The organism is Nonomuraea sp. CA-141351, assembly GCF_050944675.1.
Taxonomy (GTDB): domain Bacteria; phylum Actinomycetota; class Actinomycetes; order Streptosporangiales; family Streptosporangiaceae; genus Nonomuraea.
On sequence record NZ_CP191982.1, the window covers coordinates 746216 to 770964 of the forward strand.

The window sequence follows — 24749 nt, forward strand, 5'->3', positions numbered from 1 at the left end:
CAGGTGACGTCCAGTCGATCCGCAGGCGGACGACTACCGGTGGTCCAGGCGCCTACCGTCGCACCCATGTTGAACAACCAGGTGACATTCCGGCGCGTCGCTGCAGGCGTGCTGCTCGTCGTGGCCCCGCTGCTCCAGGCCGTCGCCGTCGTCGTCGACCCCGGCACTTGGGGCGACGACAGGGAGGCGGTCAGCTACGGCGACAACCCCGCGCTCGCGCAGACCGAATCGGCGCTCTACCACTGGAGCTGGCTGCTGATGGCCATCGCGGCCCTGGGCCTGGTCCACCTCACCAGGCGCAGGGCCACCAGGCTCGGCCATGTCGCGGGCGCCGCGACGGTGGTCGGCTACATCTCCACCTCGGCCCTGCTGATGATCGACCCCGTCGAGTGGTGGCTGGGCCGGCACAACCCGCCGGAGCAGGCGCAGAAGATCCTCGACGAGATGCTGAACCTGCCCGGGGTCATCTTCGGCTTCCAGATGCCGTGGATGTTCTTCGCGGTCCTCGGCCTGCCGCTGCTGACCGTGGCCGTGTGGCGGACGGGCTTCGTCGGGTGGTGGGTGCCGCTGCTCGTCTTCGTCGGCTACGTCGTCTCGTTCCCGATCCCGTACGGGCCGGTGACCGTGCTCTTCTGGAGCCTGCCCGTCCTCGGGCTGGGCTGGACCGGGCTCAAGATCCTGCGCATGGGCGACGAGGCGTGGGCGGCCTACTACCCCGCCCACGAGAGGGTCGCCGTGTCAGCCTAGGGCCGGGATCCAGCCCGTGCTGACCGCGAGGATGACGAAGAAGCCGAGGATGATCCGATAGATGACGAAGCCGGTGAAGCGGTGGTGGCTGATGTAGCGCAGGAACCAGGCCACGGCCGCGTAGCCGACGATGAACGAGATGATCGTGGCCAGGATCGTGGGCCCCCAGGCGGGAGCGGGGCCCTCGCCGATCTTGGACAGCTCCAGCAGGCCCGACGACAGCACGGCCGGGATGGCCAGCAGGAACGAGTATTTCGCCGCGTCCTCGCGCCGGTAGTCGAGCAGCAGGCCCGCGGTGATGGTGCCGCCGGAGCGGGACACGCCGGGGATGAGGGCGAGCGCCTGGGCGAAGCCGTACACGAGGGCGTGAGCGAAGCTCAGGTGCTTTTCGAGTGTCAGCTTGTTGCGGGCGGTGTGGTCGGCGAACCACAGGATGCAGCCGAACACGATCAGCGTCGTGCCCACCAGGCGCAGGTCGCGGAAGACCGTCTCGATCTGGTCCTTGAACACCACGCCGAGCACGCCGATGGGCAGCGAGCCGACGATGACGTACCAGCCCATGCGGGCGGCCCAGTGGGTGCGCAGCTCCTTGACGAACAGCGAGCGGACCCAGGTGGAGATGATCTCCCAGATCTCCTGGCGGAAGTAGATCAGCACGGCCGCCTCCGTGCCGAGCTGGATCACCGCCGTGAACGCCGCCCCCGGGTCCTGCCAGCCGGCGAAAGCGGAGACCACCCGGATGTGGGCGCTGGAGGAGATCGGCAGGAACTCTGTGAGCCCCTGAACCAGCCCCAGAACCACCGCTTCAAGCCAGCCGATCACGACGACACCTTCCGAGGACGCGGCACTGACGAGGTGAGGCTAGCGGATCCTGGGACCGATGAGTTGCTCGCGTAGGGCGTTCAGCTGGTGGGAATGTTCGACCGAGCGGTTCTCGTCGAGCGAGTCGAGCGCCAGGAGCAGTGCGTCGCCCACGATGATGCCGGTCAGCGGCTCGGCTGTGATGCCGGTGGGCGTGTGGGGGGCCGCGAGCACCGCGTCGACGCGTTCGGCGAACTCGCCGCCGAGCTCGTCGGAGATCAACACGATCCCCGCCCCCACCGCGTGCGCCCGGTCGATCAGCACGGTGATCTCCTTGAGCCTGCGGCCCGGCTGGAAGATGACCAGCACGTCGCCGTGGGCGAGCGCGAGCAGTTCGTCGGCCAGCCCGAACCCCGTCGCCGAGGTGGACCGGGCGCGGTGGCCGCGGCGGCCCAGCTTGAGCGCCAGGTGCCGCGCGGCCGGGTCAGACGCGCCCGCGCCGAACACGAGCACCCCGGGCGCGTTGACCAGCAGTTCGACCGCCTTCTTGAACGCCTCCTGGTCGAAGAGCCTGCGGCAGTGGTCGACCCGTTCGCGGGCCTCGTCGAAGACCCGCTCCCAGATGCCCGACAGGTCCTGCCCGACGTGGCTGATGCGCTGTTTGAGGCGCACGTCGGGAGCCACGGACGAGGTGAACTCGGCCGCCAGCGCCCGCTTGAGCCCCGGTAGCCCGCCGAAGCCCAGCCGCTGCATCGTGCGTACCACGGTGGCGTTGCTGGTGCCCGTCGCACCGCCGAGCTCCTGCGCGCTCGCGAAGAGGATCTGCTCGGGCGAGGTGGAGATCAGATAGTGGCACACCGCGCGCTCGGCAGGCGACAGATCGTCCCACAGCTGTCTGACCGTGGCTCTGAGCTGCTCGATCGGGCTGTGTGAATTTTCCATTACGGTCCTTGACTCTTTTGTATCACTCATTACTCTGGCTTGGAAACGACCGCTACAGCCTCGCCGCCTCCTTGAAATGAACGTTACAGGCTAGGAGCTCCCTTGCGCCTCACATCCCTGCCCATCGTCGAGATCTCAGGCGCTCCACGCGAGCGCGGGCGTCAGTACGGCGAGCAGGCCCGCGACCGCGTGCACCGCGCGCTGACCTATTACGCCGAGGCGTTCGCGCACTCCAGCGGGCTGTCATGGGATCAGGTCCTCGGACGTGCGGCCCGCTGGGTGGCGCCGAGCAGGGCGTTCGCGCCCGAGCTGGTCGAAGAGATGGAGGGCATCGCCGAGGGCGCGGGCGTCGGCTTCCTCGACGTCCTCGCGCTCAACGCGCGCGGCGAGATCATCTACGACACCACGTTCAGCGCCATGGAGCCCGACGGCTGCACGTCGTTCGCGCTGATGGACGAGGCCTCCGGCGACGGTCACGTCTACGCCGGGCAGAACTGGGACTGGCGGCACGGCGTTTCCGACACGCTCATGGTGCTGAGGGTGATCCAGCCGGGCAAGCCCACGGTGATCATGCATGTGGAGGCGGGCCAGGTCGGGCGGCAGGGGGCCAACTCGGCGGGCATCGCGCTCAACGCCAACGGCCTCGGCGGGCGCTTCGACGACACGGTCGGCGTGCCGCAGACACTGATCAGGCGGAGGGTGCTCGACAGCGCGCACCTCCACCTCGCGCTGGAGGCGCTGACCAGGTCGCGGGCCCACATCGCGAGCAACGCGCTGGTCACGCACCGCGCGGGGTTCGCGATCGACCTGGAGACCACGCCGGGCGCGGTCGGCTGGATGTATCCGGCCGACGGGCTGCTCGTGCACGGCAACCACTACCAGGCGTTCGTGCCGCCGCAGCTGGCCGCCACCTACCGCCCGAGCTCGGCCGACTCGCTGTTCCGCGTGCCCAGGGCCGAGGGCGGGCTGCGGGCCGTGCGCGAGGCGTCCGGCACCGACGAGGCCCGCAAGCGGATCAGGCTCGCCATGTCCGACCACCTGGGCTATCCCGAGTCACTCTGCACCCACCCCGACGAGACCCAGCCCGCCGTCAAGCGGTGGGCGACCCTGCTGTCGAGCTGCGTCGACCTCACCACGGGCGACTACTTGATCGCGGCCGGCACGCCCTGCGACCACGAGTACGAGCGCGTGCCCTGGAACCTCTACGACGGACCGCATGGAGAAACGACCCCGTGAAGAAGACACTCGCCCTCATAGGGCTCATCGGTCTCACCGCGGCCTGTGGCGGCCCGGCCGCCACCACCAAGGCTCCTGACCCCGCCAAGCTCACCCTGGTCGACCGCACGGCCAAGGCGGCAGGCCCGCTCGACAACGCCGTCTGGCTGCTCAGCGAGGAGCCGGGCACGCTCGACCTCGACGCCGACGGCGGCACCGACAACCGTACGATCCTCGCGAATGTCTGCGAGCGCCTCATGCAGACCCAGCCCGACATGACCGTCAAGCCATGGCTGGCGGAGAAGGCTGAACGGCCCGACCCGAAGACGCTGGTGCTCACGCTGCGCCAGGACGCCACATTTCACGACGGCTCACCCGTCACGGCCGACGACGTGGTGTGGAGCCTCAAGAGGCACTCGGGCGAGGGCATGGACGAGTCCGACGAGTTCGAGGACGTCGCCTCCATCAGCAAGACCGGCGACCACGAGGTGACGGTCGCGTTCAAGCGGCCCAACGCGCTGTTCGACCAGGCCATCGCCGGGGGCGCGGGCATCGTGCTCAACAAGGAGGTCGTGGAGAAGCTGGGCAAGGAGTACGGCACGCCGGAGTCCGCGGACGCCTGCAGCGGGCCGTACACGCTCAAGGAGTGGAAGTCCGGCAGCCAGATCACGATCGAGCGCTACGACGCTTACTGGAACAAGGACGTCAAGCCGCTCGCCAAGAGCGTCACCTTCAAGTGGGCCGATGACACGGCGCTGGTCAACAGCCTGGTGACGGGGGCGGCGCAGGGCGCTTATCTCTCGGACACCGGACCCGCGGTCGCGTTGCAGGCCAACCAGGCGGTGAGCGTGGCGTACGGGGCGACCACGCGGGTGTTCGTACTGCTGCCGACCGACCGCGGCGTCATGAAGGACCCGAAGATCAGGCGAGCGCTGTCGCTGGCCGTCGATCGGGCGGGCATCGCGAAGTCCGGGTTCGCCGGGCTGGCCAGGCCGTGGAAGGTGCCGGTCGGGGCGGGGGCCTGGTCGTACGAGAAGGAGGCGTTCCAGGCGGCCTACGACCAGCTCCAGGGATCGCCCGACACGCCGCGGCTCGAGGAGGCGAAGAAGCTCGTGCAGGAGGCCGGCTCGCCGAAGGAGCCGATCATCGTGGCGACCAACGGCGAGCAGGCCCGCACGGTCATCGCCAACGCGGTCGTGGACGCGGCCAAGAAGATCGGGATGACGGCGCAGATCAAGACCGTGCCGCCGTCCGAGTTCGGCAGCTTCTACACGGACAAGTCCCTCCGGGCCCAGGTCGACCTCGTGCCCGACGACTGGTACATCACCAAGGCCGACCCCATCGGCTTCTACGACAACGGGCTGACCGGCTCCGCCAACAACTGGGTCGGCTACAGCTCACCCGCCTACGACAAGCTCGTGGCCAAGGCGCTGGAGACCGCCGACCCCGCCGCCCGCGCCAAGGACGTCATCGAGCTGCAGCGCCAGTTCACCGCCGACATGGTGTGGATCTCGCTGGTCGAGGTGCCCAACGCGGTCGTTCTCGGCAGCAAGGTGACCGGCCCGCCGGCCTCCCAGGTCCACATGGGCTACCCGTGGGCGGCCGATCTCGGGGCCAAGGGCTGAGCCGTGGTGCGCAAGCTGGCCGGCCTCGTGCTCACGCTGCTGGCCACCTCCTTCGTGATCTTCGTGGCGTCGTACGCGGCGCCCGGCGATCCGGTCACGTTCCTGGCGGGCGGCAAGGAGAACCTCTCACCCGAATACCTGGCCGCGATTCGGGCCCAGTACCACCTGGACGACCCGTTCCTGGTGCAGTACGGGCGCTGGCTCGGCGACGCGCTGACCGGGGACCTCGGGCGCTCGACTCAGTACAACGACCAGGTCGGCGACCTGCTGCTGGCACGGCTGCCCAGCACGCTGGGCCTGGTGGCGTACGCGTCCGCGTTGTTCGTGGTGTTCGGGGTCGCGCTCGGGGTGCTGGCGGCGGTGCGCGGCGGGCGCACGGACTCGGCGGTGGTGGCGGGCACGACGTTCGCCACCTCGGTGCCGCCGTTCGTCGTGGCCACGGCGCTGATCTCGCTGTTCGGCGTGCAGCTCGGCTGGTTCCCGGTCATGGGCGGCGGGTCGCTCTGGCACCTGACGCTGCCCGCCGTGACGCTGGCGCTCGGCGCGCTGGCCATCATCAGCCGGGTGACCAGGCAGTCGATGGTCGAGCAGCGTGAGCTCGACCACGTGACCGTGGCCCGCGCGTCCGGGCTGACGGAGCGGCTGATCGTGGTCAGGCACGTGTTCAGGGGCGCGCTCGGGCCGATCGTGACCATGTGCGGGCTGGTCACGGCCGGCATGCTGGCCGGGACGGTGACCGTTGAGACCGCGTTCGGTCTCAACGGCATCGGCTCGCTGCTGGTGAACGCGATCAACACGCACGACTTCCCCGTGACGCAGGCGGTGATGCTGCTCATGGTCACCGCGTACATCGTCGTGACCACGCTGGTCGAGCTCGTGCAGCCGCTGATCGATCCGCGGGTGAGGAGGCGGGCATGACCACCGTGGTAGCCACACTCTCCCCCAAGAGCGCGCGACCGCTCGGCTACTGGCTGGCCAGTGCGTTCCTCGTGCTGGTCGTGGCAGCGGCGGTGCTCGCGCCGCTGGTGACGCCGTACGAGCCGGACGCCGTCGACTTCGCCGCCACCCTGGCGCCGCTCTCGCCCGATCACCTGCTCGGCGCCGACCAGTCGGGCCGCGACCTGCTCTCCAGGGTCGTGTACGGCGCCCGCACCTCGCTGATCGGGCCGCTGGCGCTGCTGGCCATCGCCTCCGTCCTCGGGGTCGCGCTCGGCACGCTGGCCGCCTGGCACCGGGGCTGGGTGGACGCCGTCGTGTCCAGGGTGACCGACGTGATGTACGCCTTCCCTGGGCTGCTGTTCGTGGTGCTGATCGTGGCGGTGTTCGGCAACGGGATGACCACGGCGGTCATCGCGCTCGGCCTGGCCTACACGCCCACGATCGCCCGCTACACCAGGAGCGTCGCGCTGGGCGAGTGCAGCAAGCCGTACATCGACGCCTACCGGGTGCAGGGCATGGGCGGGTTCGCGATCTGCGTGCGGCACCTGATCCCGAACATGGCCCGCTCGATCGTCGGCTACCTCGTCGTGCTGTTCGGCGAGGGGCTGATGAGCCTGGCCACGCTGAGCTTCCTCGGGTTCGGGGCGCAGCCGCCGTCCTCTGACTGGGGGCTGATGGTCAAGGAGGGGCAGCCGGCGATCGTGCAGGGGGCGTTCCTGCCGGTGCTGGTGCCGGGCGCGGCCATCGCTCTGGTGGTCGTGTCGTTCAACGTGATCGGCGTACGGCTCGCCGACCGCATGGGCGTGAGGGGGTCGTGATGTTGTTGTCCGTGGAGGGCCTGACGATTGAGGCGGGCGGGCGGCGGCCGATCCTGCGCGAGGTGTCGCTGACCGTCGGCAAGGGCGAGATCGTGGGCCTGGTGGGCGAGTCGGGGTCGGGCAAGTCCACGTTGGCCCGTTCGGTGCTGCGCCTGCTTCCCGCTGGGGCGTCGGCGTCCGGGCGGGTGCTGGTCTCGGGCGAGGACGTGCTCGCGATGGGCCCTTCGGCGCTCAGGGACCTGCGGGCCTCCCAGGTGTCGATGATCTACCAGGACCCGCGCTCGTCGCTCAATCCGGTCCGCCGGGTCGGTGACTTCCTGACCGAGCGCATGATCCACACGCTGGGCCGCCCCAGGGCCGAGGCCCGCGCGCGGGCGCTGGAGCTGCTGGCCGCCGTCGGCATGCGCGAGCCCGAGCTACGCATGCGGCAGTACCCGCATGAGCTGTCTGGCGGCATGTTGCAGCGCGTGGTGATCGCCGCCGCGCTGGCCGCCGGCCCGGCGCTGCTGCTGGCCGACGAGGCGACGAGCGCGCTCGACGTCACCACCCAGGCCGAGACGCTCGCCCTGCTCCGCCGCGTCCAGGCCGAGCGGGAGCTGGGCATGTTGTTCATCACGCACGACCTGCACCTGGCGGCCGCGTTCTGCGACCGGGTGCACGTCTTGTACGCCGGGACCGTGGTCGAGTCGCGGCCGGCCAAGGAGCTCTTCGCCGATCCGCGGCATCCGTACACCGCCGGCCTGCTGGCCTGCACGCCCGAGCTGGACGATTCCCGGACGCTCCGGCCCATTCCGGGCCGGCCGCCCTCGCTGGACGACGCCTTCGCCGGATGCCCGTTCGCGCCCCGATGCCCCGACTCCAGCGGTCCATGTGAGTCCTGGCAGCCGGAGCCCGTGGCCGTGTCCGGCGGTTTCGCCGCGTGCCGTCTGGTGGAGGTCTGATGCTCGACGTAGAGGGATTGCGCAAGTCCTTCGGCGGTACGGTCGCCGCCGCGGACGTCTCGTTCACGCTGGCCCCGGGTGGGTCGCTCGGGCTGGTCGGCGAGTCGGGCTCCGGGAAGACCACGATCGCCCGCATGCTCGTCGGCCTCGTCACCCCCGACTCCGGCACGATCACGGTGAACGGGCGGGAGCGTGCCGGCCGCGGCAAGGCTGCCCGGTTGCGGCGGGCGCGAGAGATCCAGATGGTGTTCCAGGACCCTTACCTCTCGCTTGACCCCCGGCTGACCGCGGCCGAGTGCCTCCGTACCGCGCTCAGACTGCACGGCAAGGACCGATCGCGCGTTTCCGAGCTGCTGGACCAGGTCGGGCTCGGCACCCGCGAGGCCGGGGCCCGGCCGCACCAGCTCAGCGGCGGCCAGCGCCAGCGCCTGGCCATCGCGAGGGCGCTGGCGGTGGAGCCGTCCGTGCTCGTGCTGGACGAGGCGGTGGCCGCGCTGGACGTGTCGATCCAGGCGCAGATCCTCGAGCTGCTCGCCCAGGTCCGGCGGGACTCCGGCGTCGCGCTGCTGTTCGTCAGCCACGATCTGGCCGTGGTGCGGCACCTGTGCGAGGACACGCTGGTGCTGCATCGCGGGGTGGTGGTGGAGCGGGGCCCGGTCGAGCGGGTGCTGGCCGAGCCGGAGCACTCCTACACGCGCCTGCTGCTCGACTCGGTGCCGCGGCCCGGGCGTTAGGACTTCTTCCACACCGCGGCGTTGGCGGCGGCGTACTCGGCGAAGTCGCGGGCCGGGCGGCCGAGGGCCTGTCGCACGCCGTCCACGACGTGGGCGTTGCGGCCGTCCAGGATGCCGGTGAACAGCGCGGCCAGGCCCTCGGCCTCCTCCCGCGGCATCCCCTGCGCGCTGGCCCCGGCCACGTACTCCTCCGGCGTCACCCGTACGAACGAGATCGGCCTGCCGGTGGCCTCGGACAGTTCGCTCGCCACTTGCGCGAATGTGAGCAGTCTGGGCCCGGTCAGCTCGTACAGCTTCCCGACGTGTCCGTCCTGGCTGAGCGCGGCGGCGGCCACGTCGGCGATGTCATCCACGTCCACGAACGGCTCGGGCACGTCGGCGGCCGGAAGCGCGATGACGCCCTGGAGCACCGGCTCGAGGAGGAAGCTCTCGCTGAAGTTCTGCATGAACCAGCTGCAGCGGACCACCGTCCACTCGGCGCCGGACTCCTGGACGGTGCGCTCGCTGGCCTGCGCCTCCGGCTCGCCCCGCCCGGACAGCAGGACCAGCCGCCGCACGCCGCCGCTCACGGCCAGCTCCGTGAACGCCTTGATGTCGTCGTACGCGCCGGGGAAGGCGAGGTCGGGATAGTAGGAGAGGTAGACGGCCGTCACGCCGTCGAGGGCCTTCGGCCACGTGGCGCGGTCCTGCCAGTCGAAGAGCGGTCGTGACCCGATCCGCACGGGCAGGTCGAGAGCGGTGAGTCGGTCAGCCACACGGCGGCCGGTCTTGCCCGTGCCACCAAGCACCAGAATCGTCATATACCTAGTAAGCCGCCATACCCATAAGACTCTCCATGGTTGAGAAGCGCATTCGCATATGCGATCGTCTAGCCCATGGACCACCTCGCGGCGCTACTCGACGGCCCGCGAGCCCGCGGCGCCTTCCTGCTCCGGTCGATCCTTGATCCGCCCTGGTCGCTGCGGATCCAGGACGAGGCCCCGCTGTCGGTGATCGCGCAGGTGGGCGGGGAGTCGTGGATCGTGCTCGACGGCGCCGACCCCGTGCGCCTCGCGCCGGGGGAGGTCGCGATCAGCCGGGGGCCGGAGCCGTACACGGTGGCCTCGGATCCGGACATCGCGCCGCAGATCATCATCCACCCCGGCCAGCACTGCTCGACGCCCGACGGTCAGTCGCTCCACCAGGCGATGGACCTGGGCGTCCGTACGTGGGGCAACGACCCAGACGGGAGCACGGTGCTGCTCACCGGCACGTACAACCTGGAGGGAGAGGTCAGCAGGCGGCTGCTCGAGGCGCTGCCTCCGCTGCTCACGCAGCCGGGCGACCCGATCATCTCGTGGCTCGGCGCCGAGATCGTCAAGGACGAGCCGGGGCAGGAGGCGGTCCTCGACCGGCTGCTCGACCTGCTGCTCATCGCGGTGCTGCGCTCATGGTTCGCCACTCACTCGAATGAGGCGCCCGGCTGGTACCGCGCGATGAGCGACCCGGTGGTGGGCAAGGCCATGCGCCTGATGCAGCACAATCCGGCCCACCCGTGGACGGTCGCCGCGCTGGCCGCCCAGGTGGGCGTCTCCAGGGCATCGCTGGCCAGGCGCTTCACCGAGCTGGTGGGCGAACCGCCGATGGCCTTCCTCACGGACTGGCGCCTGGCGCTCGCCGCCGACCTGCTGCGCGAGCCCGACGCGACGATCGGGTCGGTGGCCAGGAAGGTGGGGTACGGGAGCCCGTTCGCGCTCAGCGCGGCCTTCAAGCGCGTACGGGGGATCAGCCCGCAGGAGTATCGAGCCGGATGAAACCTCTCCTCCTGCTGGACGTGGACGGGGTGCTCAACCCGATGGGACGGCCCACCCCCGACTTCAGGCGCTACCGGTGCACGATCGGCGGCGAGGTCTACATCGTGAACCTCAACCCGGGACACGGCCGCCGGCTGCTCGAGCTGGCCCTGTCGACCGGCTCGGAGCTGGTCTGGGCGACGACGTGGGAGCAGCACGCCAACGAGTGGATCGCGCCCAGGATCGGCCTGCCCTCGCTCCCCGTCATCTCCCTGAACCCGGACGTGCCGTCCGAGCACGGGGAGATGTTCAAGACGCCGCACGTGGCCGCGTACGCGGGGCGGCGGCCGTTCGTCTGGTTCGACGACCAGGTGTGGGCGGAGGACGAGGAGTACCTCAGGGTGCATCAGGGTCTGGATGATTTCCTCCTCATCCACGTGGACCCCAGAACAGGACTGACCAGCCGACATCTGGGCATGGCGCATGAATGGCTGACCCTTACAGGGTTTTCTCAGGGTTCCTGACGGGAGTCCGTGGGCCTGGCTGTCCGTTTCACAGGTAGGTGTCACACACGGAGGAAACATCATGTACCGCTCACGAGAGCACAGGATTCTGGCCGGGGTCTGCGGCGGTCTCGCCGACAAGCTGGGCATGCCGCCCACCCTCGTCCGCATCCTCTGGCTGCTGCTGTCGCTCATCCCTGGGCCGTTGTGGGTCGTCTACGTCGCCATGTGGATCCTCATCCCGGAGGAGCCGAGGGGCTACCGTACGGCGGCGTAGCGTGCGCGGCGAGGATGCCGACGGGCCGCCCGCCACGGGACCGGCGGACGGCCTGCTTCGGCTGACCGCCAGTCGCCGGCGCGTCCGGCTCGCACTTCGTCCCCGGCGTGGCGGCAGGTCCGTCTGGGATCCCGAGTCCGGGCTGGTCGGGATGCGGCTTATCCTCGAAGGATGAGGGCAAGGCCGCTGACACTCATTCAGGACGATCTCGTCGACTACGACACGGCGATGGAGCAGATGACCGACATGGTCGGCCAGCGCCAGCAGGACGCGCGGCCGGACACGTTGTGGTTGCTCAGCCACCCGTCCGTCTACACGATCGGGCGCCGCACTCCGATGGCCCACCTGCCCGACCCCTCCCGGGGCATCCCCGTCATGGAGACCGGGCGTGGCGGCCAGCTCACCTACCACGGGCCTGGGCAGCTCGTCGGCTACCTCATCGTCAAGCTCGCCGAGGACCAGGGCATCGTCGACTACGTGCGCGAGGTGGAGCTGCGGCTGGTCGAGGCGCTGGGCAAGCTGGGCCTGCCCGCGGAGCGCCGCGACACGCCGCCGGGCTCAGAGCTGCTGACCGGCGTCTGGACGACCGAGACCGACCGCAAGATCATCTCGATCGGGATGCGGCAGAGCAGGGGTGTCACGAGCCACGGGTTCGCGCTCAACGTCGACGGCGACCTGTCGCCGTGGGACTGGGCGATCGCCTGCGGGATGCCCGACGTGGACATGACCTCGCTCAAGCGCGAGCTGGGCACGGCCTCGATGGACGAGGTCCGCACGGCCGTGGCCGCCGCCTTCGAGGCGTCCTGACCTTCAGCTGCGCGGGAAGACCTGCACGTCGGCGCCATGCCCGCCGCCGTTGAGCTCGACATCCGCCTCGCATCCCGTCAAAGCCTCGACTCACGCGGACGAGTCGATGATGATCTGCCCTCATGAACGGCGTCGAGGATGTCAGCGGTAGACGGCCCCTGGGAGCGATCCCGGGACTTTGAGCCGGTTGACTGTTTCGGCATTGGTCGGTCTGGCGGCGACAACTGCCAACTCCCGCGCGACGTAAGCCGAAAGGGACATGCCCGCTTCAGCCGCGTGCTCCTTCAACAAGTCGGCGATCGGCTCTGGGACATCGCGGATGTAGAACGTTGCCATGCGCAACTTGCTAACACGTGGGTACGGCCGGCGTCAGCCGTACCCACGTGAGGGTCAGGAGACCGGGACCTCGTCGACGGTGCGGCGGGGGCCCGTGAACCAGTGCCTGGCCGACAGCGTCCACCACAGGGCGATGCCGATCAGCACGACTCCGACCGCGATCGGGGCATAGTTGACCGAGGTCCAGGTGAAGGCCTTGTTGCCGGGCACCCCGGCGGGCGAGAACGGCATGACGAAGTAGATCGAGATGATCACGATCTCGACGCACGCGATCCAGCACAGCGCCTTGTACTTCCTGCCCAGCGTCCACGGACCGGGGACGAACTTGTCGCCCATCCGCAGCCGCAGCCAGATCGGGATCAGGAACGCCAGGTAGAGGCCGATGACCGCGATCGAAACGACGGCGAAGAACGCGACCGGAGTGGTCGAGCCGGCAGGGGCGTAGAGGGCGGGCAGCGTGATCAGCGCGGCCACGGCGCAGCCGGCCAGGATGGCGTTGACGGGGGTGCGGTTGCGGTCCACCTTCGACCACAGCCGCCAGCCGGGCACCGCGCCGTCCCGGGAGAACGCGTACGTCATGCGCGACATCGAGGTGACGCAGCTCATCCCGCAGAAGAACTGGCCGATCGTGGAGATCGCGAAGATCGCGGTGGCCAGCGGCGAGGAGAGCGCGGTCGTGAAGATCGCGCCGACGAAGCCCAGTTGCTTGTTGATCTCGTCGACATTCGTGGCCGCGAACAGGAACGACAGCAGGAGGATCCAGCCGCCGATCGCCGAGTAGAAGATCGACTGCCACAGGCCGCGGGCGGCGGTCTTGGCCGCGCCCTGCGTCTCCTCCGACACGTGCGCACAGGCGTCGAAGCCGGTGATCGTGTACTGGGTGAGCAGGAAGCCGAGCGGCAGCACGTACAGCCAGAAGGGGAGTCCCCGATCGTCCGGCGAGCCGAAGCCGGAGTTGTTGATCATCTCGGTGAACACGAAACCGAGTGACTGGTGCCGGGTGGGCGCGAAGATCAGGATGGCGACCACGACCGCCGCGCCGGCGACGTGCCACCAGACCGAGATGTTCTGCAGCAGCGAGATGAGCTTGTGGCTGTAGATGTTGATCAGGGCGTGCAGGACCAGGATGATCACGAACAGCAGGAACGCCTGGTGGAGCGTGCCCTCCCAGCCGCCGCTGGTCAGGCGGCTGATCGTGATGTTGAGGAACGTGGCACAGCCGTAGTCGACCGACGCGGTGACGGCGATGAGGCCGATCAGGTTGAGCCAGCCGGTGAACCAGCCGTGGATCGGCTTGCCCAGCGTGGCGGCCCACCAGTAGATGCCGCCCGCCGTCGGGTACGCCGACACCAGCTCCGACATGCAGAACCCGATGATCAGGATGAACAGGGAGATCAGCGGCCAGCCCCACGAGATGGCGATGGGGCCGCCGTTGTTCCAAGCTTGTCCGAAGGTCGTGAAGCAACCGGCGAGGATGGAGATGATCGAGAAGGAGATGGCGAAGTTCGAGAAACCGCTCCAGGTGCGGGCCAGCTCCTGCTTGTAGCCGAGCTCGGCGAGTCGCCTGGAATCCTCTTCAGTGGTCATTGAGGTCTCCCTGGGGGGTGCGGAGGACGCTCCATTTGGACTACATCTAGACCATTTCCCTCTCGAGGACAAGGCGTTACAGGTGGGTTTCGGGCTCGTCAGGCTGCTTGGCCAACTTCGAGGGTGATCTTTCCGGCGACGGAACGGTCGAGCTGGGCGGCCTTCGCGCCCTCGAGGTCTCCCCATGGGCCGTGCCGGCCGATTTCGACGGACAGTTCGCCGGTGGCCATGAGGGCGAGGAGTTGGGCCAGGTCCGCGGCGGGGGCCGCCACGTCGCCGAACGAGTTGAGCGACTTGGCCGGGCCCAGGGAGAAGGTCGAGTTCGGGGGGAAGGTGGCGGACTGTTCTGACGCCCAGCCGATGCTCTGAAGGTTGCCGCCGGGCTTCAGCAGGGACCATGCGGTGACGAGCGTCGGACCGCCGACCGTCTCGATCACGATGTCGACCGGTTCGACGCCGTCGAGCCCCACGACCACCTCGACGGTGGCGGTGTCGGGCAGGAGGTGGGCGCGTTCCGGCCTGCTGACGGAGGCGATGACGTGCGCACCCGACCGCCGGGCCAGCTGCACGGCCAGCCGCCCCACCGCACCCGACGCCCCGGTGACCAGGACGCGGGAGCCCGGCGCGGGCCCTGCGGCCCGGAGCGAGCGCAGCGCCGTGAGGCCGGTCATCGGGAGCGCGGCCGCCCGCACGAGATCCACTTGCTCGGGCACCACGGCGATCGAGTCCGTGTCGAACGCCGCCCGCTCGGCCCACGCCCCCGCACCGAACGCCGCCACCCTCGCGCCCACGCCGGGACCCGTGCCGTCCTCGGCGGCCCGCAGGACGACCCCGGCCGCGTCGTAGCCGAGCATCGTGCCCTGCGGCAGGCGGCCCATGTGCCGCAGGTCGCTGAAGTTCACGGACACGTGGTGGATCTCCACTAGCGCCTGACCCGGGCCCGGCACGGGCTCGGGCACCTCCGCGAATCGTCCCTCGGCCCCTGGACCCGCCACCAATGCGCGCATGCGCTACCTCCCTGGCTCACAGATGCGGACTAGCGGTCCGCTTCGATGGCAGGGATAGTATGAGGACCGACGGTCCGTTTGCAACCGAGGAGAGTGGAGTGCGATCAGACGCCACGCGCAACCGAGAGGCGATCCTGCGGGCCACGGAAGAGCTGCTCGCCACCTACGGCGCCGAGCACATCTCACTCGACCGGGTGGCCGCGGCGGCGGGTGTGGGCAAGGGCACGCTGTTCCGGCGCTTCGGCAGCAGGACCGGGCTCTTCCAGGAGCTGCTCGCCGAACGGGCCGCCGCGCTGGCGCTCGCCATCGAGTCGCCCGGCTCGGTGCTCGGGCCCGGCACGCCGCCCAGAGAGCGGCTGATGGCCTTCCTCGACGAGCTGGCCGAGCTCGCCCAGCGCAATCTCGCCCTCTTCGCCGCCCACGAGCGGGCCTGCGCCGATGACAAGTATCTCGATCCGACCTATCTGCGCTGGCACGCCCATGTGACCGCGCTGATCGCCGAGGCCGGGCCGGGCGGCGAAGGCCGCCTCGACGCGGAGTTCGCCGCCCACGCGCTGCTCGGCTCCTTCGACGCCGACCTGGCCCGGCACGTCATGGCGGACGGCGGGGTGGCCCGGCTCAAGTCCTCGGTCCGGGGCCTGGCCGAAGCCCTCCTCGCCTGAAACTACGGCTGCTCCTCGCCGAACGCGTCGGTCGCGGCCTGGCAGAACGCCTTGAGATCGTCCGGCTTGCGGCTGGTGACCAAGGTGTTCGGCCCTTCCGTGCACACCATGACCTCCTGGTCCACCCACGTCGCCCCCGCATTGCGCAGGTCCGTCTGCAGACTGGGCCAGGAAGTGACGGTACGGCCGCGTACGACGTCCGCCTCGATCAGGGTCCAGGGCGCGTGGCAGATGGCGGCCACGGGCTTCCCCGTGTCGAAGAAGGCGCGGGCGAACCGCACGGCCTGCGGCACCATGCGCAGGAAGTCGGGGTTCGCGACGCCTCCAGGAAGCACGAGGCCGTCGAATGAGCCCGGGTCGGCGTCGTCCACCGTTTCGTCCACGGCGAACCTGTCGGCCTTGTCCAGGTGGTGGAACGCCTGGATCTGGCCCGACCGGGTGGAGACGAGCTTGGGAGTGCCGCCCGCCTGCTTGACCGCCTTCCACGGCTCGGTGAGCTCTACCTGCTCGACTCCTTCGGGAGCGACCAGGAATGCGATGGTCTTGCCGTCCAACATGTGAACTCCCCCTTGGGCTGCATCTCCTCTCCCCCTAACCGAGGGGGCCGGATGTATGCGGGGAGGCTCGTCCGCGGGGGCGCGGGCCCCGCGTCGGTACCAAGGTTGGTGAAAATTTACACCGAAAAAGGAAACGAGAATGAAACAATTTTCCGCCACGCGTTGACACGCGGACTCCGTATGGTGTGCCTTTCTCTACACAGGAAACCCCCGCCTGAAGGTGAGGCACTTATGAGGAAATGGTTCGCGCGCCTGGCTGTGCTGGGCGTCGCGCTATTAGTAGCAGGTCAGGGCGCGACAGCGGCCCATGCTCAGGAACCTGCGGCGGGGAAGAAGATCGTCCGCATCGGGGCCACACAGTCCATGGACTCGATGAACCCGTTCCTGGCAGTCCGTCTGGTCTCCACGTCGATCCACCGCTGGATGTACGGCTTCCTCACGGTGCCCGACTCCAAGACGCTGCAGCCCAGCCCGGACCTGGCCGAGTCGTGGACCACGTCGCCCGACGGGCTCACGTGGACGTTCAAGATCCGCCAGGCCAAGTGGTCGGACGGCCAGCCGATCACGGCCGATGACGCGGCGTGGACGTTCAACAAGATCATGACGGACGAGGCCGCCAAGACGGCCAACGGTCCGGCGGTGGAGAACTACGAGAGTGTCACGGCCAGCGGCCAGGACCTGACGATCAAGCTCAAGGCCCCGCAGGCGTCCATGCTGGAAAACCCGATCCCGATCATGCCCAAGCATGTCTGGGAGTCGGTCACCGACATGGCCAACTACGACGCCGAGAAGTACCCGGCCGTCACGAGCGGCCCGTACATCGCGATCGAGCACAAGAAGGACCAGTACGTCAAGCTGCAGGCCAACCCCAACTACTGGCGGGGCAAGCCCAAGGTCGACGAGCTGCAGGTCATCTTCTACGACAACCCGCAGGCCGCCGTCGCAGGCCTCAAGAACGGTGACATCGACCTGCTCGGCCGCATGGCCCCGCCGGAGTTCGAGGCCATCCAGAACGACCCGAACATCGAGGCGTGGAACACCCAGGGCCGCCGCGCGGCGTACCTGCAGATCAACCACGGCGCCACCACCACCGACAACAAGCCCGTCGGCGACGGTCATCCGGCGCTGAAGGACGTCAAGGTGCGCCAGGCGCTGCACTACGCCATCGACAAGCAGAAGCTGGTCGACGAGGTCCAGAACGGCCTGGCCAAGCCCGCCGACGGCTCCATCGTGCCGCCGATGTACAAGGACTTCTTCTGGGAGGCCTCCGGCGACGAGAAGGTCACCTACGACCCCGCCAAGGCCAACAAGATCCTCGACGACGCCGGCTACAAGAAGGGCGCCGACGGCGTCCGTACGATGCCCGACGGCAAGCGCAAGCTGGAGTTCCGCTTCAGCATCCACACCGACACCCCGATCGAGGACAAGCTCGCCGAGTACCTGACCGGCTTCTTCAAGGAGATCGGCATCACGCTGACCACCAAGAAGCTCGACTCCAGCAAGTTCACGGAGGAGACGGGCGTCACCGGCCTGTTCGACATCGCGATCAGCGGCTGGTCGGTCAACCCCGACCCCGAGGAGGTCCTGGCCACGCACCTGTGCAGCCGCAGGCCGGCCCCGGGCGGCGAGGGCGGCGGCACCGAGTCGTTCTTCTGCGACGAGACCTTCGAGAAGCTCTACCAGGAGCAGCTGAAGGAGCTCGACCGGCCCAAGCGCGCCGAGACCATCAAGAAGATGGAGGAGCGGCTCTACACCGAGGCCCCGATCATCGCGATCTACTACCCGAACGACCTCGAGGGCTACCGCAAGGACCGGATCACCAGCATCACCCCGATCCCTGAGGACAAGGGCCTCCTGTACGGCGGCAGCGGCTACTGGCCGTTCTACACCGTGGACGTCAAGGCCGCGGCGGCGAGCGGCGGCAGCGGCGGCGGCGGCTCCAACACCGGCCTCATCGTCGGCATCGTGGGCGGCGTCGTGGTCATCGGACTGGCGGTCTTCCTCCTGAGCAGGCGGCGCAAGAGCGTCGCAGACGAACGCGAATGACCACTCCGCTAGAAGCAGCAGAGCCCGCCGTCCAGGCGGCGGGCTCTGGTGACGAGCGCTCCACCCGCCGCGGCACGCTGCAGTACGCGCTGTCCAAGGCCGGTGGGGCGCTGTTCAGCATCGCCATGGTGATCGTCGGGACGTTCTTCGTGTTCCGGCTGCTGCCCGGCGACCCGGTGCGGAACCTTGCGCAGGGCCGCAACATGACGCCGGACCAGCTCAACCTCGAACGCCACCGGCTCGGCCTGGACAAGCCGGTGCTCCAGCAGTTCTTCGACTTCGTGGGCAACACGCTCAGGCTCGACCTGGGCACGTCCTACGAGTACAAGCGGCCGGTCCTGGACCTGATCGGCGAGCGCATCGGCCCGACGTTGCTCCTCGCGGGCACGGGTCTGGTCATCGCCGTCAGCCTCGGGATCTGGCAGGGCACGCGGGCCGGATGGCGGCCGGGCACCAGGTCCGACCGCTTCTCCACCGGCGTGTCGCTGGTGCTCTGGTCGGTGCCCACGTTCTGGCTGGGGCTGCTGCTGATGATGGTGCTCGGCGTCGGCATCGGGCCCATTCCCGGCCTCTTCCCGTTCAGGGGCATCGAGAGCGTGGACGCGCCGGACGGCTTCGCGTACGTGCTGGACGTGGCCTCGCACATGGTCCTGCCGTGCCTGACCCTGGTGGGCGTGGTGTACGCCCAATACCTGCTGATCATGCGCTCGTCGCTGCTGGAGGAGGTCAGCCAGGACTACGTGACCGTGGCCAGGGCCAAGGGGCTCCGGGACGACGAGGTCCGGCGCCGCCACGCGGTGCCCAACGCCCTGCTGCCCACGGTGACGCTGGTGTTCATGCGCATCGGCTTCGTGGTCGGCGGCGCGGTCACCGTGGAGACGATCTTCACCTGGCCCGGGCTGGGGCAGCTGTTCTACCGCGCGATCAAGGTGCCTGACTTCACCCTCATGCAGGGGACGTTCCTGCTGATCACCGTGGCCGTGATCCTCATGAACACGCTGGCCGACGTGGTCTACCACATGCTCGACCCGAGAGTGAGGTCGGCATGACCAGCGTCGCCGCGGCCCGCAGAAGGCTCGCCGTGAGCCGGTTCTGGGCCGGCTTCCGCACCCACAGAGCAGGCGTCGCCGGGACGGTGGTCCTGCTCGTAGCCGTGGTGCTCGCACTGATCGCGCCGCTGTTCATCGACGAGAGCGTGACCAGCGTCGTCGATGCCACCGGCGACAAATTCGCCGCGCCGAGCCTGGACTTCCCCTTCGGGACCGACGAGTCCGGCCGCTCGATCCTGCTGATGGTCTGGTGGGGCTCGCGCACGTCGCTGCTCATCGGCTTCCTCGCCGCCCTGCTCAGCATCGTGATCGGCACGGTCATCGGCATCGCCGCAGGGCACTTCCGCGGATGGGTCGGCGGCGTGCTCATGCGGGTCACGGACTGGTTCCTGGTGCTGCCTTCGCTGGTGACCGCACTGGTGCTGGCGGCCATTCTGGGCGGCACCACGTTCACGGTGATCATGGCGATCGCGGTCACCTCCTGGCCGTCCACCGCCCGACTGATCAGAGCCCAGACGCTCGCCGTCGAGGCCAGGCCCTACATCGAGCGGTCGAAGGCGCTCGGCGCCGGGCACTGGCACATCACGACCAGGCACGTGCTTCCCAACGTGGCGCCGCTGCTGCTGGCCAGCACCACGCTGGAGGTGGCCAGCGCGATCGTCACCGAGTCCACGCTGGCCTTCCTGGGCGCCAGCGCGAACAAGACGTCATGGGGGACCATGCTGCGCTCCTCCTACGACTTCGGCGCGGCCACGCAGGGCGCGTGGTGGTACATCCTCATTCCCGGTCTGGCCATCCTCGTCGTCGTCATGGCGTTCACCCTGGTCGGGCGGGCTCTGGAGGCCGTGCTGAACCCGCGGCTCAGGAGGGCGGCATGACTCTTCTCGAACTCGACGACGTGTCGGTGACGTACCGGATCGCCTCGGGCGAGGTGCCCGCCGTGCGCGGTGTGTCGCTGACGCTCGACTCCGGAGCGGCACTCGGAGTCGCCGGCGAGTCGGGATCCGGCAAGTCGACGCTGGCCATGGCGCTGCTGCGGCTCCTGCCCCGCGACGCGCGCGTCGGCGGCCGGATCCTGCTCGACGGTGAGGACGTGCTCACCATGAAGTGGGGTCGCATGCGTGCCGTGCGGTGGGCCGAGGCCTCGATCGTGTTCCAGGGCGCGCAGCACGGGCTCAACCCGGTGCGCAGGATCGGCGACCAGATCGCCGAGCCGCTGCTCGTACACGGCCTGGCCAAGCCGGAGGCCGCCCGCAAGCGCGTGACCGAGCTGCTCGAACAGGTCGGCCTGCCCGCCTGGCGGGCCCGCAGCTACCCGCACGAGTTGTCGGGCGGGCAGCGGCAGCGCGTGATGATCGCGATGGCGCTGGCCTGCTCGCCGCGGCTGATCATCGCCGACGAGCCGACCACCGCGCTCGACGTGATGGTGCAGGCGCAGGTCCTGACGCTGATCAAGGAGCTGGTCGCCGAGCACGGCATCTCGCTGATCATGATCTCGCACGACCTGTCGGTCCTGGCGGACGTGTGCGACCAGCTCGCCGTCATGTACGCGGGCCGCGTCGTCGAACACGGTCCGTCCGCCGAGGTGTTCCACGACGCCAAGCACCCCTACAGCCGGGCGCTGGCGGCGGCGTTCCCCACGGTGGGCGACCCGGCCTCGCGGCTGGCGCCGAAGGGCCTCGGCGGCGACCCGCCGGACCCGATGCAGCTCCCGGGCGGCTGCGCGTTCCACCCGCGCTGCCCCGTGGCGCTGGACGAGTGCGCGACGCTGGACGTGGAGCTGTGGCCCGCGGGCGAGCGCCGTACCGCCGCTTGCGTGCACGTACGCGAGAAGGAGGGGGCCTCATGACCGAGACGCAGACCACCACAGAGGCGGTCTCGACGGCCCGGCCGAGCCTGCTGGAGGCCCGAGACCTGCACGTGGAGTTCTCCGCGCGCGGGCGACGCGCCAGGGCCGTGGACGGCGTGAACCTCGCCATCGGCGAGGGCGAGATCGTGGCGCTGGTCGGCGAGTCCGGCTGCGGCAAGACCACCCTGGCGCGCACGCTGCTCGGCCTCGAGCGCCCCACCTCGGGCGAGATCCGGTACGGCGGCGCCGCGCTGAGCTACGGCTCCAAGGCTCTCAAGGCGTACCGCAGGCAGGTCCAGCTCGTCCTGCAGGACCCGATGGGCTCGCTCAACCCCAGGCACACCGTGTACGAGGCGGTCGCCGAGGGGCCGCGCATCCATGGCCTGGCGGACGAGCGGGAGGTCGTGACCGAGGCGCTGTCCAGGGCTGGGCTGCGGCCGCCCGACCGGTTCTTCCTGCGCTATCCGCACGAGCTGTCGGGCGGGCAGCGGCAGCGCGTGGTGATCGCCGGAGCGCTGGCGCTGAACCCCAAGGTGCTGATCGCCGACGAGCCGGTGGCCTCGCTGGACGCCTCCGTACGCGGTGAGATCCTCGCCCTGCTGCTCAGGCTCCGCGAGGAGCTGGGGCTGTCGGCGCTGGTCGTCACCCATGACCTGGGCCTGGCCTGGAACATCGCCGACCGGGTGGCGGTCATGTACCTGGGCCGGATCGTCGAGTCGGGTCCTGTGGAGCAGGTCCTGACGGCGCCGCGGCACCCGTACACGCAGGCCCTGCTGTCGGTGCTGCCGGAGTCTCCCGAGCGGATCGTGCTCACCGGCGAGCCGCCGGACCCGACGAGGATCCCCGGCGGGTGCCGCTTCCACGCCCGCTGCCAGGTGCTCGCCTCCAGGAAGGCGGCCGAGGCGGGGGTGGACACCAAGTGCCGGTCCGATCTGCTGGACATCCTGCCCGCCGTCCCCGAGGCGCAGGCGGCCTGCTACTACGCGGACGCCGTCGGCTAGCCGAGGTCCGCGTCGTGGACCAGGATGGCGGCCTGGACGCGGTTGGCCAGGCCCAGCTTGGCCAGCACGCGGCTGACGTGCGCCTTCACCGTGGCCTCGGTCAGGTGCAGCTCGCGGCCTATCTCCGCGTTGGACAGGCCGCGGGCCAGCGCCCTGATCACTTCCTCCTCACGGCCGGTGAGCTGGGCGAGCTGCCTGCGCGCGGCCTCGGCCCGTGAGGGCGCGCGGTCCACGTACGCGGCGAGCAGGCGCTTGGTGACCGAAGGGGAGAGCATGGCCTGACCGCCGGCGACCGTGCGGACGGCGGCGGCCAGCTCCCTCGGCGGGGTGTCCTTGAGCAGGAACCCGACAGCGCCCAGGCGCAGCGCCTCGTGTACGTACTCGTCGAGGTCGAACGTCGTCAGCATGATCAGCTTGGGCGCGTCCGGCTCGGACATGAGGCGGGCGGCGGCGGTCAGGCCGTCCATGCCCGGCATGCGTACGTCCATCAGCACGACCTCGGGCCGCAGCCGTCGCACGGCGGAGACCGCCTCGGCGCCGTCGCGCGCCTCGCCGGCGACCGCGATGTCACGAGCAGCGAGGCCGCGAACACAGCTCCGCCGAGCAGCACGAACCGCATGCCTGGCCCCATGCGTAGAACCCTCGCGACAGTCGCGATGTCCTTGGCGGTCCTCGCCGGAGCCGCCCCGGCGCAGGCCGCCGGCCTCGCCCTTCCGAAGCCGACCGGTCCGCGGCCGGTCGGCACGACCAGCCTGCACCTGGTCGACTCGAGCCGTCCCGACCCGTGGAACCCCGAGGCGTCCCAGCGGGAGCTGATGGTCTCGCTCTGGTACCCGGTGAAGAGTGCCGTGGGGCGCCCGGCGCCGTACGTGACGCCCCAGGAGTCCGCCGCCATCCTGAAAAGCTTCCCCAACGTCTTCCCGGACGCGCTCACCAAGACCAGGACGGACGCCAGGCTCGACGCTCCCGTGAGCCCGGGCAGGCTGCCCTTGGTCGTCATGTCGCCGGGCTTCTCCTTCCCGCGCGCCACCCTGACCTCGCTGGCCGAGGAGCTGGCGAGCAGGGGATACCTGGTGGCGGCGGTGGAGCACACGTACGAGTCGGTCGCGACCACGTTCCCCGACGGCCGGACCACCACCTGCCTGGCCTGCGTGAAGGGCCAGGACAACGCCAAGGTGGCCGCTGGGCGGGTCAAGGACGTGCGCTTCGTGCTCGGCGAGCTGGTCAAGGGCCGGTGGGGCAAGGTGGTCGACCGGTCGAGGATCGCCATGGCCGGCCACTCCATGGGCGGGTACGCCACCGCCCAGACCATGCTCGCCGACCCCCGGATCAGGGCCGGCGTCAACCTGGACGGCACGTTCGCGCTGGACGAGCCGCTCGACCGGCCGTTCATGCTGGTCGGGGCGCCGGAGCACGCGCCCGGCTACGGCTCGTGGGACAAGGCCTGGGCCAACCTGAAGGGCTGGAAGCGCTGGATCACGGTGGCGGGGACCGACCACTCGGCGTTCGTCGACTACGCCGTGCTCAGGCCGCGGCTCGGCCTCCCCGCGCAGGAGCTGGACGGCGCGCGGGCGCTGCGGATCACCCACGCTCACCTGGTCAGCTTTCTCGACCGGCACCTGCTCGGTAAGCGGACCCCGGTCGAGGACTATCCCGAGGTCACCGATCACACCCGGAACGCGTCGGCGTTCTCCGAGGCCCACTGAGCGAAGCCGCGCGCGTCCCGGCCGGTGATCTCGCGCACGGTCGGGACCACCGTGTAGCCGACCTCCGGGGTGTCGCCCAGGGCGTGGACGAGGAACTCGATGGTCTGCTCACCCATGCCGTCGGCGGCCCACTTGGCCCGCGCCTCGTCCACGGTCAGCTCCACGTACTCGATGTGCCGGCCGATCGACGCCCCCAGGATCTCGACCTTCTGCCTGAGCGTGATCGCCTCGGGGCCCGTCAACACGTACGTCCTGCCGCCGTGGCCGCCCTCGGCCAGCACCGTCGCGGCCACGGCCGCGATGTCGCGCTCGTGCACCAGGGCGCTCAGCCGGTCGCCGAAGGGCTCCTTGATGACGCCTTCCGTCTTCACCGTGTGGGCCCACCAGCGCAGCGTGTTGGACATGAACTCGACCGGGTTGAGCAGCGTCCACTCCAGGTCGGTCGCGGCCAGCGCCTGCTCCAGCGGGCCGTCCTCCCGGCCGCCCAGCACGGTGACCCGCCGCACACCCGCCTCGACGGCCAGCGCGACGAGCGCGGCTCCGTCGGGCAGGGCCGCGTAGTCGTCGCCCGCGAAGTTGATGAAGTGCACGCCGGTGACGCCCTCGAAGGCGTCCTTCAGCGACTCGGGCCGGGCGAGGTCTCCGGCGACGACCTCGACGCTCTCGGGAAGTCCGGCCTTGGCGGGGTTCCTGGTCAGGGCGCGTACGTGCTGCCCGGCCGCGAGGAGCTCCTCGACGACGAGACGGCCGACGGTCCCGGTGGCTCCGGTGACGAGGATGGTCATGGCGAACCCCTTCATTGGAACGGAATGTTCTGATCTCAGAATA

The 24749-nt window shown here is 69.7% G+C and carries 27 protein-coding genes; 18 read left to right on the top strand and 9 right to left on the bottom strand.

What is annotated here, in order from left to right:
- Positions 1–66: 66 nt before the first annotated feature.
- A complete protein-coding gene (locus tag ACQPWU_RS03810) occupies positions 67–747 on the top strand; it encodes a hypothetical protein (RefSeq protein ID WP_433436926.1) in 681 nt (226 codons plus the stop codon).
- Here ACQPWU_RS03810 and ACQPWU_RS03815 read toward each other — a convergent pair.
- Positions 739–1569, bottom strand: coding sequence for an undecaprenyl-diphosphate phosphatase (locus ACQPWU_RS03815; RefSeq protein WP_433436927.1), 831 nt, complete (start codon positions 1567–1569; stop codon positions 739–741). The genes ACQPWU_RS03810 and ACQPWU_RS03815 overlap by 9 nt on opposite strands.
- Before the next feature lie 39 nt (positions 1570–1608).
- Entirely contained in the window at positions 1609–2490 is an 882-nt protein-coding gene (locus ACQPWU_RS03820; protein WP_433436928.1) for a MurR/RpiR family transcriptional regulator, read from the bottom strand.
- Positions 2491–2592: 102 nt separating this feature from the next.
- Here ACQPWU_RS03820 and ACQPWU_RS03825 point away from each other — a divergent pair, with 102 nt between their 5' ends.
- Genes ACQPWU_RS03825 through ACQPWU_RS03850 form a run of 6 tightly spaced genes read left to right on the top strand, consistent with a single transcriptional unit; the run spans position 2593 to position 8762 of the window.
- The gene (locus ACQPWU_RS03825; RefSeq protein WP_433436929.1) at positions 2593–3726 is read left to right on the top strand and encodes a C45 family autoproteolytic acyltransferase/hydolase; all 1134 of its coding nucleotides are present in this window, start codon (positions 2593–2595) and stop codon (positions 3724–3726) included.
- Positions 3723–5330: an ABC transporter substrate-binding protein gene (locus tag ACQPWU_RS03830; protein WP_433436930.1), complete on the top strand. Its 1608-nt coding sequence runs from the start codon at positions 3723–3725 to the stop codon at positions 5328–5330. Before ACQPWU_RS03825 ends, ACQPWU_RS03830 begins: the two co-directional genes overlap by 4 nt.
- A 3-nt stretch (positions 5331–5333) precedes the next feature.
- On the top strand, positions 5334–6248 hold the full coding sequence (locus tag ACQPWU_RS03835) for an ABC transporter permease (RefSeq protein ID WP_433436931.1): 915 nt from the start codon (positions 5334–5336) through the stop codon (positions 6246–6248).
- A complete protein-coding gene (locus ACQPWU_RS03840) occupies positions 6245–7087 on the top strand; it encodes an ABC transporter permease (protein ID WP_433436932.1) in 843 nt (280 codons plus the stop codon). Before ACQPWU_RS03835 ends, ACQPWU_RS03840 begins: the two co-directional genes overlap by 4 nt.
- A complete protein-coding gene (locus ACQPWU_RS03845) occupies positions 7087–8028 on the top strand; it encodes an ABC transporter ATP-binding protein (RefSeq protein WP_433436933.1) in 942 nt (313 codons plus the stop codon). The genes ACQPWU_RS03840 and ACQPWU_RS03845 overlap by 1 nt, the downstream gene beginning before the upstream one ends.
- Entirely contained in the window at positions 8028–8762 is a 735-nt protein-coding gene (locus tag ACQPWU_RS03850; protein WP_433436934.1) for an ABC transporter ATP-binding protein, read from the top strand. The genes ACQPWU_RS03845 and ACQPWU_RS03850 overlap by 1 nt, the downstream gene beginning before the upstream one ends.
- Here the strand turns inward: ACQPWU_RS03850 and ACQPWU_RS03855 are convergent.
- The gene (locus tag ACQPWU_RS03855) at positions 8759–9562 is read right to left on the bottom strand and encodes an NmrA family NAD(P)-binding protein (protein WP_433436935.1); all 804 of its coding nucleotides are present in this window, start codon (positions 9560–9562) and stop codon (positions 8759–8761) included. The genes ACQPWU_RS03850 and ACQPWU_RS03855 overlap by 4 nt on opposite strands.
- 75 nt (positions 9563–9637) lie before the next feature.
- Between ACQPWU_RS03855 and ACQPWU_RS03860 the strand changes: the two genes are divergently transcribed.
- The 4 genes from ACQPWU_RS03860 to lipB all read left to right on the top strand — a co-directional run bounded on the left by ACQPWU_RS03860 (position 9638) and on the right by lipB (position 12121).
- Positions 9638–10555 carry an AraC family transcriptional regulator gene (locus ACQPWU_RS03860; RefSeq protein ID WP_433436936.1) on the top strand — a complete coding sequence of 306 codons (918 nt, stop codon included), beginning with the start codon at positions 9638–9640 and terminating at the stop codon, positions 10553–10555.
- On the top strand, positions 10552–11058 hold the full coding sequence (locus tag ACQPWU_RS03865; protein WP_433436937.1) for an HAD domain-containing protein: 507 nt from the start codon (positions 10552–10554) through the stop codon (positions 11056–11058). The genes ACQPWU_RS03860 and ACQPWU_RS03865 overlap by 4 nt, the downstream gene beginning before the upstream one ends.
- A gap of 61 nt (positions 11059–11119) precedes the next feature.
- A complete protein-coding gene (locus ACQPWU_RS03870; protein WP_360700543.1) occupies positions 11120–11314 on the top strand; it encodes a PspC domain-containing protein in 195 nt (64 codons plus the stop codon).
- 171 nt (positions 11315–11485) lie between these two features.
- Positions 11486–12121: a lipoyl(octanoyl) transferase LipB gene (gene lipB / locus ACQPWU_RS03875; RefSeq protein WP_433436938.1), complete on the top strand. Its 636-nt coding sequence runs from the start codon at positions 11486–11488 to the stop codon at positions 12119–12121.
- Positions 12122–12262: 141 nt separating this feature from the next.
- Here lipB and ACQPWU_RS03880 read toward each other — a convergent pair whose 3' ends face one another.
- The 3 genes from ACQPWU_RS03880 to ACQPWU_RS03890 all read right to left on the bottom strand — a co-directional run bounded on the left by ACQPWU_RS03880 (position 12263) and on the right by ACQPWU_RS03890 (position 15051).
- Positions 12263–12457, bottom strand: a complete 195-nt coding sequence (locus ACQPWU_RS03880; protein ID WP_433436939.1) for a hypothetical protein — start codon at positions 12455–12457, stop codon at positions 12263–12265.
- Positions 12458–12511: 54 nt separating this feature from the next.
- Positions 12512–14044: an amino acid permease gene (locus ACQPWU_RS03885; RefSeq protein WP_433436940.1), complete on the bottom strand. Its 1533-nt coding sequence runs from the start codon at positions 14042–14044 to the stop codon at positions 12512–12514.
- Positions 14045–14142: 98 nt separating this feature from the next.
- Positions 14143–15051, bottom strand: coding sequence for a zinc-binding dehydrogenase (locus tag ACQPWU_RS03890; RefSeq protein ID WP_433436941.1), 909 nt, complete (start codon positions 15049–15051; stop codon positions 14143–14145).
- A 98-nt stretch (positions 15052–15149) separates the two neighbouring features.
- On the opposite strand from ACQPWU_RS03890, the gene ACQPWU_RS03895 reads away from it, so the two are divergent.
- Positions 15150–15713, top strand: a complete 564-nt coding sequence (locus ACQPWU_RS03895; protein WP_433436942.1) for a TetR/AcrR family transcriptional regulator — start codon at positions 15150–15152, stop codon at positions 15711–15713.
- A 2-nt stretch (positions 15714–15715) separates the two neighbouring features.
- Here the strand turns inward: ACQPWU_RS03895 and ACQPWU_RS03900 are convergent, their stop codons facing one another.
- The gene (locus ACQPWU_RS03900) at positions 15716–16270 is read right to left on the bottom strand and encodes a type 1 glutamine amidotransferase domain-containing protein (protein ID WP_433436943.1); all 555 of its coding nucleotides are present in this window, start codon (positions 16268–16270) and stop codon (positions 15716–15718) included.
- Positions 16271–16642: 372 nt separating this feature from the next.
- On the opposite strand from ACQPWU_RS03900, the gene ACQPWU_RS03905 reads away from it, so the two are divergent.
- Genes ACQPWU_RS03905 through ACQPWU_RS03925 form a run of 5 tightly spaced genes read left to right on the top strand, consistent with a single transcriptional unit; the run spans position 16643 to position 22215 of the window.
- Positions 16643–18316 carry an ABC transporter substrate-binding protein gene (locus ACQPWU_RS03905; RefSeq protein ID WP_433436944.1) on the top strand — a complete coding sequence of 558 codons (1674 nt, stop codon included), beginning with the start codon at positions 16643–16645 and terminating at the stop codon, positions 18314–18316.
- Positions 18313–19365: an ABC transporter permease gene (locus tag ACQPWU_RS03910; RefSeq protein ID WP_360705641.1), complete on the top strand. Its 1053-nt coding sequence runs from the start codon at positions 18313–18315 to the stop codon at positions 19363–19365. Before ACQPWU_RS03905 ends, ACQPWU_RS03910 begins: the two co-directional genes overlap by 4 nt.
- A complete protein-coding gene (locus tag ACQPWU_RS03915) occupies positions 19362–20243 on the top strand; it encodes an ABC transporter permease (RefSeq protein ID WP_433436945.1) in 882 nt (293 codons plus the stop codon). Before ACQPWU_RS03910 ends, ACQPWU_RS03915 begins: the two co-directional genes overlap by 4 nt.
- Complete coding sequence (locus ACQPWU_RS03920) at positions 20240–21214, top strand: ABC transporter ATP-binding protein (RefSeq protein ID WP_433436946.1); 975 nt, start codon at positions 20240–20242, stop codon at positions 21212–21214. Before ACQPWU_RS03915 ends, ACQPWU_RS03920 begins: the two co-directional genes overlap by 4 nt.
- Complete coding sequence (locus tag ACQPWU_RS03925; protein WP_433436947.1) at positions 21211–22215, top strand: ABC transporter ATP-binding protein; 1005 nt, start codon at positions 21211–21213, stop codon at positions 22213–22215. Before ACQPWU_RS03920 ends, ACQPWU_RS03925 begins: the two co-directional genes overlap by 4 nt.
- Here ACQPWU_RS03925 and ACQPWU_RS03930 read toward each other — a convergent pair.
- Positions 22212–22910 carry a response regulator gene (locus tag ACQPWU_RS03930; protein ID WP_433445151.1) on the bottom strand — a complete coding sequence of 233 codons (699 nt, stop codon included), beginning with the start codon at positions 22908–22910 and terminating at the stop codon, positions 22212–22214. The genes ACQPWU_RS03925 and ACQPWU_RS03930 overlap by 4 nt on opposite strands.
- On the opposite strand from ACQPWU_RS03930, the gene ACQPWU_RS03935 reads away from it, so the two are divergent.
- The gene (locus ACQPWU_RS03935; protein ID WP_433436948.1) at positions 22845–23921 is read left to right on the top strand and encodes an alpha/beta hydrolase family protein; all 1077 of its coding nucleotides are present in this window, start codon (positions 22845–22847) and stop codon (positions 23919–23921) included. The genes ACQPWU_RS03930 and ACQPWU_RS03935 overlap by 66 nt on opposite strands.
- On the opposite strand, the gene ACQPWU_RS03940 is transcribed toward ACQPWU_RS03935, so the two are convergent.
- Positions 23882–24706, bottom strand: a complete 825-nt coding sequence (locus ACQPWU_RS03940; protein WP_433436949.1) for an NmrA family NAD(P)-binding protein — start codon at positions 24704–24706, stop codon at positions 23882–23884. The two genes, ACQPWU_RS03935 and ACQPWU_RS03940, sit on opposite strands and share 40 nt — an antisense overlap.
- Between the last annotated feature and the right edge of the window lie 43 nt (positions 24707–24749).